Origin of the sequence: Shewanella sp. T24-MNA-CIBAN-0130, from assembly GCF_040310185.1 — a bacterium.
GTDB lineage: Bacteria > Pseudomonadota > Gammaproteobacteria > Enterobacterales > Shewanellaceae > Shewanella > Shewanella psychromarinicola.
Genome location: NZ_JBEOPP010000354.1, coordinates 1 through 263 on the forward strand (window position 1 = coordinate 1; position 263 = coordinate 263).

1 protein-coding gene is annotated in these 263 nt (G+C 31.6%); it reads left to right on the forward strand.

Going from position 1 to position 263, the window contains the following annotated elements:
- Positions 1 to 80: 80 nt before the first annotated feature.
- Positions 81 to 263: DUF1972 domain-containing protein (locus AAEZ02_RS22705; RefSeq protein WP_351125343.1), on the forward strand; the 183-nt coding region annotated here is incomplete at its 3' end.

Genomic DNA, 263 nt, shown 5'->3' on the forward strand with positions numbered 1-263 from the left:
GTGCTAAGTTGATATACTTACCTATTTCTGCAAATGGTATTTCCAGTATTTTTTACGATATCATATCAATGATTCATACAATGTTTACTAAGCCGAACGTTATTGTTGTTCTTGGTGTTTCAGGTTGTTTATTCTTACCTTTTTATAAATTGTTGCCTAATTCAAAAGTGATTGTAAATGTTGATGGTATCGAATGGAAAAGAGATAAGTGGAGTGGTTTTGCTAAAAGATTTCTCAAATTTTCAGAAGCAATGGCAGTAAGG